Below are 7,053 nucleotides of genomic sequence, written 5' to 3' on the forward strand. Positions count from 1 at the left end.
GTGATACCGCGCTCACGCTCTTCTGGAGCGTTATCGATAGATGCGAAGTCTTTCGCTTCACCGCCGTACACTTTAGCAAGTGTTGTACAGATAGCTGCAGTTAGAGTTGTTTTACCGTGGTCAACGTGGCCGATAGTACCAACGTTTACGTGCGGTTTCGTACGTTCAAATTTTTCTTTAGACATGAGTTGTCCCTCTAGGTACGGATTTAGGTGGCTTTGATGACCACGCAACCAAAAAGTATTGGTAATAAAATTACTCTCAAACACTAAACGTAGTTCAGCAGCAAGAAAGTATCAAAAGGAAAAGTTTGCTTTAATAGAGCTGGTGCTGATAGGCAGATTCGAACTGCCGACCTCATCCTTACCAAGGATGCGCTCTACCGCCTGAGCTATATCAGCACTCAAAATAGAGTGGAGCGGGCAGCGGGAATCGAACCCGCATCATCAGCTTGGAAGGCTGAGGTAATAGCCATTATACGATGCCCGCAACACGTAACTCTGTGAGCTATTTCCTAAAGAATATGGTGGAGGGGGACGGATTCGAACCATCGAAGGCAGTGCCAGCAGATTTACAGTCTGATCCCTTTGGCCACTCGGGAACCCCTCCAAATTTTCTATCCATTCTCACTACTAAAGGAGAGAATGGTGCCGACTACCGGAATCGAACTGGTGACCTACTGATTACAAGTCAGTTGCTCTACCTACTGAGCTAAGTCGGCATAAGTGGTGCGCATTCTATTGAATGATTTTCTGCCTTGCAATAGTAAATTTAAAAAAAAATCTCTTTTTCGTCCGTTTGGGCTTATTTGTTGAAAATTCGCCCAATTCATCGCCAAAAATTGACTTATGTAGACTATGTCGTTGGAAATCTTTAGCGGTTGTTGTATTTTCGCTGCTCTATCGTATTAGTAAAACCAAGTTAGGATGACTATGACGCCGTATCTCTCTTTTAATCGTCAGCAATGGGCCGCGCTGCGTAACGCTGTGCCTATGACGTTATCCGAGACCGATTTGGTTGAGCTACAAGGTGTAAATGAAAGCCTTACGATGGATGAGGTTGAAGAAATCTATCTGCCGCTAGCCCGTTTGCTAAATCTTTACGTTGCTGCACGCCAAAGCAGAAACTCAGTATTAAATAACTTCCTTTCGAATCAAGAGTCCGCGCCTCCTTTTATCATTGGTATCGCGGGAAGTGTCGCCGTTGGTAAAAGTACCACCGCGCGTTTGCTCAAAGCGCTATTATCTCGCTGGGATAACCACCCTAAAGTTGAGCTGGTGACCACCGACGGTTTCCTGTACCCAAAGAAAGTGCTCGATAAACGCGGCATCATGCACCGAAAAGGCTTCCCTGAATCATACGATATCAAACAGTTAGTTGCGTTTGTCTCTGATGTAAAGGCCGGTAAACCGAATCTGGAAGTTCCGGTGTACTCTCACATCACTTATGACATCACTGACGAAGTCAAAGTGGTCGATCGCCCAGATGTGCTGATTATTGAAGGCTTAAATGTCCTTCAGAGTGGTATGGACTACCCTCACGATCCTCATCGCGTCTTTGTTTCCGACTTTCTTGATTTCTCACTTTATGTGGATGCTGAGAGCACCATTATTGAACAGTGGTATGTCGAACGTTTCTTGAAGTTTCGTCAGGGTGCCTTTACCAAGCCCGGCTCTTACTTTAGCCATTACACTAAGCTGACTGAACCACAGGCGATTGAAAAAGCGCACAGCATCTGGCAAGCGATCAATGGTGTAAACCTAGATGCGAATATTTTGCCAACCAAAGGACGCGCACACTTAATTTTGCAAAAAGGGCAAAATCATAAAGTCGAACAGGTACTGTTGAGGAAGTAGCGAGAAAATCTTGGAAGGTTGACGTGAAAGCGTCAACCTTTTTTCTGGATTTTAGACGTAAGTCCCTAACAAAAACTCTGTATCAGATACCTACTCAGCATCTATAACGTGCATCTCTCGAAGGGCGCAGCCCGTTCTAAACTCTCGCAGGACGAAGTCCGGTCTCGGAGCGAAGCGTTCTACTTCCCTTCCGGTCCGTATTGATTCTCACCATCCGTGCCTTTAAGGAAACCACACTCAACTAGAATCCATAGACCACAAATCAGTGCCGCCATTGAGCTCACTGCTTGTAAAGTGGTTGGTTGCGCGCTTTGGCTTGGATCGCCAACAGGCATGGTCATTCGGCCAATCACTAAGGGAATATTGAGCAGCAACCACCAACTTGACTTACCTCTGTCATGCCAACGTTTGGCGGTGATGGCGAGATCCGGTAGAAGAACAATCAGCAAGAATACCGGCAAAATAAGATGCGCTATGGATGGAAACAGAACATTCATTCCCAACGCAAAACCGACAATTAGTAAGTAATAAGCCACATTCCAAGTCCAATAGGTTTTACGTCCTATACGACCGTGAAACGAGAATAACAGTTCTTTCATTGACATCTTAAATACCCAAAATTTAAACATAATTAGATAAAAGTAATCTAATTCACCACTTTCTGAAAACTCTCTTTATCCATGTCGCGGATATTCACCGTTAGACTACGAACATGCCCTGCCTGCTCTGACAGCACATCCATCAATTGACGTGACAGCTCTCTTTTTTGCTCTGTACTACGCCCATCTAACAGTTCAAAACTGATGTGGATAAAGTCAACGCTGTCTCCTTCATCGCCAATCAACCAGTTGTGGTAACGCAGTGCCCTTGACTTGATTGAACCGATATCAAACAACCCACACTGGATCGCAACCTGATGTAAGTCTTCCAACAACCCTTGAACATTGACACGTTCATCGACAGAGTTGGAGTATTCCATGACTAGATTTGGCATAGTATTCCTCAAATGTAAGAGAGTTTCACGAGAAAGGGTGAATGGACAACACTATTACCAATTTCTATGCTTAATTCCGAGCATGTTTCAGCCAATCTGTACCATGGATCACTGATATGTCCATCAATTGCACCAGATATGTGGCATGACTGCTCCTACCAATAAATGATATCCGGTTAAGACATGACGGTAATCATGATCTAACCCATTTTATCTGTTATATTCTTACGAAGATTTTTTACATTAATTGATTAAACACGGAGATATTCCTATGCGTCGTCCTGTAGTGATGGGTAACTGGAAACTTAACGGCAGCAAAGCAATGGTAAAAGAGCTGCTAAATGGTCTAAACGCTGAGCTTGAAGGCGTTGAAGGTGTAGACGTTGCTGTAGCTCCACCAGCGCTATACATTGACTTAGCGGAACAGCTAATCGCTAAAGGTGGCAACAAAATCATCCTTGGTGCACAAAACACTGACCTAAACAACAGTGGTGCATTCACTGGCGACATGTCTCCAGAAATGTTGAAAGATTTCGGTGCAACTCACATCATCATCGGTCACTCTGAACGTCGTGAATACCACAACGAATCAGACGAGTTCATCGCTAAGAAATTCGCTTTCCTGAAAGAGAACGGCCTAAAGCCTGTTTTCTGTATCGGTGAATCTGAAGCTCAAAACGAAGCTGGTGAAACTGAAGCGGTATGTGCGCGTCAAATCAACGCTGTTATCGATACTTACGGTGTAGAAGCACTTAACGATGCAATCATCGCTTACGAACCAATCTGGGCAATCGGTACTGGTAAAGCAGCAACAGCTGAAGATGCACAGCGTATTCACGCTTCTATCCGTGCTCTAATCGCTGCGAAGAGCCAAGAAGTCGCTGAACAAGTAATTATCCAATACGGTGGTTCTGTTAAACCTGAAAACGCAGAAGCTTACTTCTCTCAACCAGACATCGATGGTGCGCTAGTTGGTGGTGCATCTCTAGATGCTAAGAGCTTCGCAGCAATCGCAAAAGCGGCAGCAGCGGCTAAAGCGTAATTTTTCTAGATAATAGAAAAGAATAAAGGTCAGCTTTTGCTGGCCTTTTTTGTGTCTGTTGGCTCAATCAAGTATCCTACGCTTTTCCGATCACTAGTAGTTGTGCCGAATGCAGGATAAGCATGGCCTTTTAACAGGCTCAATTCCCCTAGTTCTCCGTCAGATGACCGTTCCGATGACGTTCGGCATGATCGCGATTCTGATGTTCAACTTAGTCGATACCTTCTTTATCTCTCTGCTGGGCACACAAGCCCTAGCGGCGATCAGCTATACCTTTCCAGTGACCTTCGCGGTCAACTGTATCACTATGGGAATCGGCATTGGTCTCTCGACCAGCATTGGACGTTTGCTGGGACAAGGTCAAGCTCAAGACGCTGCGCGATTTTCTACCCACGGTCTAATCTTGGCTGTGACTCTTGTGGTGCTCGCTTCAGCGATGGGGTTCTTTTCCATAGAACCTTTATTTCTAGCTCTTGGCGCAAAAACTGATTTACTGCCACTGATAAAACAGTACATGCAGATATGGTATCTCACCATTCCTCTGCTGGTGATCCCAATGGCGGGTAACAGTGCAATTCGTGCCACAGGCGACACAAAAACCCCAGCAAAAATCATGATGTTAGCTGGATTTATTAACGGGCTACTCGACCCGCTCCTGATCTTTGGCTACGGACCTTTTCCAGAACTTGGCATTCAAGGCGCTGCCATCGCCAGTGCATTCAGTTGGCTTGGGGCTTTAATCGGTTCACTTTATGTATTGGCGAAACGTGAGAAGCTTCTTGCTCTGCCTAACTTTGATTCTCTCTTAAAAGACTGGCAACAAATCCTTAAGATTGGTACTCCAGCGGCACTCTCTAATGCTCTAACTCCTATCTCGGGCGCTATTTTAATGATGATGCTCTCTTCTCATGGCACAGCAGCGGTTGCCGCTTATGGCGCAGCGCAGAGAGTTGAGTCAATTCTGATATTGGTTTTAATGGCGTTGACTTCAGCTCTAACGCCCTTCATCGCCCAGAATATGGGAGCGAATAATCCAACGAGAAGTTTTGCTGGTCTATTTCTTAGCATGCGCTTTTCCATCGTCTTCCAGCTCGGGATATTCATTATGATGGTGCCACTCAGTATCCCGATTGCAGCCCTTTTCTCTCAGGAGGTTGCGGTAAAAGATCTGCTTTGGCATTACCTGTTGGTGGTGCCTTTTAGCTATGGTTTTCAAGGCATAATGATGATGTTGGTCTCTGGACTCAATGCCCTTCATCAACCGATGCGTGCTTTCCAATGGAGCTTTATGCGTTTGTTTCTTTTTACCTTACCATGCGCGTGGCTTGGCGGTCAGTGGTACGGTATTGAAGGACTCTTTGTCGGAATTGCACTAGGCAATATTGTCGGAGGAACAGCGGGCTATCTTTATGCAACCAAACTTCGTCGTACTTATCTTACTTCACGGCCATAAAACAAAACACCGACCTTTAGGCCGGTGTTTGTGTAAAGATTCACGGGTTATTCATTAACCACGATTTCTTCTTCATCGTCGTCGATTTCTAAATCGACATCAAGTGGTTCTTGAGAAAGAATCACCCCTGTGTTGTCTGCGTATAGGTAATCTTCTGGAAGGAAAGTGACGCCACCGAAGTTAACCGGAATATCAACCTCCCCCACACCTTGGGACGTTGCGCCTACTGGAATAGAAGCAATCGCTTGAATACCGATACTCATGTCTTCCAGTTCATCCACTTCTCGGACGCAACCGTAAACAACAATACCTTCCCACTCGTTCTCTTCTGCCATTGACGCAAGTTCTGCATCAATCAAAGCTCGGCGTAAAGAACCACCACCGTCAATAAGCAGTACTCGACCAAGGCCGTCTTGCTCTAAGATCTCACGGATTAATCCATTGTCTTCGTAGCATTTCACCGTAGTGATCTGGCCTGCGAACGATGCGCACCCACCAAAGTTACTAAACATGGGCTCAACGACATCGACTTGCTCTAAGTAGATGTCGCACAAGGCAGAGGTATTGTATTCCATAGTATTCCTTCCCATACCGTTCGTTATCTCCATCGAGTATATAGGGTCATTAAGTCATTGCAATGACATGCATCATTTAACTCACCAGAGTTTGAGCTATGACCACTCCAGCAAACAGCAAGTTGGTCACCATTGAGCATTTCACTATTACAGGCATCATTGGCGCAATCTGCGCTGGTTGCTGTGCCAACCAGACTGCTCGACCATGTTTGTAGGTCACAATCAGACTGAGAAGAAAAGGCAGACTGATCCATATTGGGCTAGGTTGATGCACCAAATAGGCGGCAAAAGCAATAACAGCACCCACTAGTAGGACAAAGTGGTACTGCTTGGCACGTTTTTGCCCAAGACGCACGGCGACCGTCTTCTTACCGCACTCTTGGTCGTTCTCAATATCGCGCATGTTATTGATATTAAGGACTGCGACAGCCAGTAAACCACAGCCAATCGCTGGCAGGATCAGTAAAGGCGCCACGATGCCGGTATGCAAGAAGTACGTCCCTGCTACGCCAAGTAAACCAAAGAAAATAAAGACGGAAATATCACCTAAGCCAACATAGCCATAAGGTTTATTGCCAACGGTATAAGCAATTGCCGCAACGATTGCCAACATCCCCAAGCCAATAAAGGCCAAGATGCTCTGTAAGCTTTCTAACGCGTACATCACCAACGTCAGACCCGCAATAACAGTCAGGACCACATTAATCATCATCGCCTGCTTCATAGCAGACTGACTCACTGCACCTGACTGAATCGCACGCATCGGTCCAAGTCGATTTTCATTGTCGGTTCCTTTCACTGCATCGCCATAATCATTGGCAAGATTCGATAAAATCTGCAGCAGAGTCGCGGTCAAAAACGCCAATAACGCGACAACAAAAGAGAATTGGTGAGTGGAGTACGCCAATACGCTACCGGTTAAGATAGAAACCAATGCAAGAGGCAAGGTTTTTGGTCGAGCGGCATCTAGCCATATTTTAAGAGACTGTTTCATAGGTTCTAGTTTAGTACCATCGGACTGACCTAGAATTGTGGCACATCAAACCTTGCAGATAAAAGTAAATTACCACCTTCTAAAGAAGGTGGCTTTGTGTGAGCCCCCTAAAAGGGGGCCTTTGTTTAGTCCAGCGCTA

8 protein-coding genes and 4 tRNA genes are annotated in these 7,053 nt (G+C 45.6%); 3 read left to right on the forward strand and 9 right to left on the reverse strand.

All coding sequences use genetic code 11. From position 1 onward, the window contains the following. The 5 genes from ACQEXR_RS19415 to ACQEXR_RS19435 form a co-directional block, all read right to left on the reverse strand. Positions 1-185, reverse strand: a 185-nt coding sequence (locus tag ACQEXR_RS19415; RefSeq protein WP_232425018.1) for a GTP-binding protein, incomplete at its 3' end; no start/stop codon positions are given. A 140-nt stretch (positions 186-325) separates the two neighbouring features. Then, positions 326-401: transfer RNA gene (locus ACQEXR_RS19420), tRNA-Thr, on the reverse strand. A gap of 13 nt (positions 402-414) precedes the next feature. Beyond that, a tRNA-Gly gene (locus ACQEXR_RS19425) sits at positions 415-489 on the reverse strand. A gap of 35 nt (positions 490-524) precedes the next feature. Next, positions 525-609, reverse strand: a tRNA-Tyr gene (locus tag ACQEXR_RS19430). 36 nt (positions 610-645) lie between these two features. Continuing rightward, positions 646-721: transfer RNA gene (locus ACQEXR_RS19435), tRNA-Thr, on the reverse strand. 211 nt (positions 722-932) lie between these two features. On the opposite strand from ACQEXR_RS19435, the gene coaA reads away from it, so the two are divergent. Further along, a complete protein-coding gene (coaA, locus tag ACQEXR_RS19440) occupies positions 933-1,856 on the forward strand; it encodes a type I pantothenate kinase (protein ID WP_426952904.1) in 924 nt (307 codons plus the stop codon). 179 nt (positions 1,857-2,035) lie between these two features. On the opposite strand, the gene ACQEXR_RS19445 is transcribed toward coaA, so the two are convergent. Together ACQEXR_RS19445 and ACQEXR_RS19450 are read right to left on the reverse strand one after the other, a co-directional pair. Continuing rightward, the gene (locus ACQEXR_RS19445) at positions 2,036-2,461 is read right to left on the reverse strand and encodes a DUF805 domain-containing protein (RefSeq protein ID WP_138971041.1); all 426 of its coding nucleotides are present in this window, start codon (positions 2,459-2,461) and stop codon (positions 2,036-2,038) included. Positions 2,462-2,502: 41 nt separating this feature from the next. Next, positions 2,503-2,850 carry a 5-carboxymethyl-2-hydroxymuconate Delta-isomerase gene (locus ACQEXR_RS19450; RefSeq protein WP_138971042.1) on the reverse strand — a complete coding sequence of 116 codons (348 nt, stop codon included), beginning with the start codon at positions 2,848-2,850 and terminating at the stop codon, positions 2,503-2,505. Between the two features lie 271 nt (positions 2,851-3,121). Here ACQEXR_RS19450 and tpiA point away from each other — a divergent pair, with 271 nt between their 5' ends. Together tpiA and ACQEXR_RS19460 are read left to right on the forward strand one after the other, a co-directional pair. Next, positions 3,122-3,892, forward strand: a complete 771-nt coding sequence (gene tpiA, locus ACQEXR_RS19455; RefSeq protein WP_138971043.1) for a triose-phosphate isomerase — start codon at positions 3,122-3,124, stop codon at positions 3,890-3,892. 109 nt (positions 3,893-4,001) lie between these two features. Beyond that, on the forward strand, positions 4,002-5,345 hold the full coding sequence (locus tag ACQEXR_RS19460; RefSeq protein WP_171052134.1) for an MATE family efflux transporter: 1,344 nt from the start codon (positions 4,002-4,004) through the stop codon (positions 5,343-5,345). A 47-nt stretch (positions 5,346-5,392) separates the two neighbouring features. Here ACQEXR_RS19460 and rraA read toward each other — a convergent pair whose 3' ends face one another. Then, positions 5,393-5,920, reverse strand: coding sequence for a ribonuclease E activity regulator RraA (gene rraA, locus ACQEXR_RS19465; protein WP_426952905.1), 528 nt, complete (start codon positions 5,918-5,920; stop codon positions 5,393-5,395). 76 nt (positions 5,921-5,996) lie between these two features. After that, entirely contained in the window at positions 5,997-6,914 is a 918-nt protein-coding gene (locus ACQEXR_RS19470) for a 1,4-dihydroxy-2-naphthoate polyprenyltransferase (protein ID WP_426952906.1), read from the reverse strand. Positions 6,915-7,053: the final 139 nt, after the last annotated feature.

It is taken from the genome of Vibrio sp. TRT 2004, assembly GCF_050113735.1.
Taxonomy (GTDB): Bacteria; Pseudomonadota; Gammaproteobacteria; order Enterobacterales; family Vibrionaceae; genus Vibrio.

What these genes read in the sequence shown, in the direction of transcription:
- coaA (WP_426952904.1), top strand. Translation starts at nt 933, where the DNA reads ATGACGCCGTATCTCTCTTTTAATCGTCAGCAATGGGCCGCGCTGCGT.
- ACQEXR_RS19445 (WP_138971041.1), bottom strand. Translation starts at nt 2,461, where the DNA reads ATGTCAATGAAAGAACTGTTATTCTCGTTTCACGGTCGTATAGGACGT.
- ACQEXR_RS19450 (WP_138971042.1), bottom strand. Translation starts at nt 2,850, where the DNA reads ATGCCAAATCTAGTCATGGAATACTCCAACTCTGTCGATGAACGTGTC.
- tpiA (WP_138971043.1), top strand. Translation starts at nt 3,122, where the DNA reads ATGCGTCGTCCTGTAGTGATGGGTAACTGGAAACTTAACGGCAGCAAA.
- ACQEXR_RS19460 (WP_171052134.1), top strand. Translation starts at nt 4,002, where the DNA reads ATGCAGGATAAGCATGGCCTTTTAACAGGCTCAATTCCCCTAGTTCTC.
- rraA (WP_426952905.1), bottom strand. Translation starts at nt 5,920, where the DNA reads ATGGAATACAATACCTCTGCCTTGTGCGACATCTACTTAGAGCAAGTC.
- ACQEXR_RS19470 (WP_426952906.1), bottom strand. Translation starts at nt 6,914, where the DNA reads ATGAAACAGTCTCTTAAAATATGGCTAGATGCCGCTCGACCAAAAACC.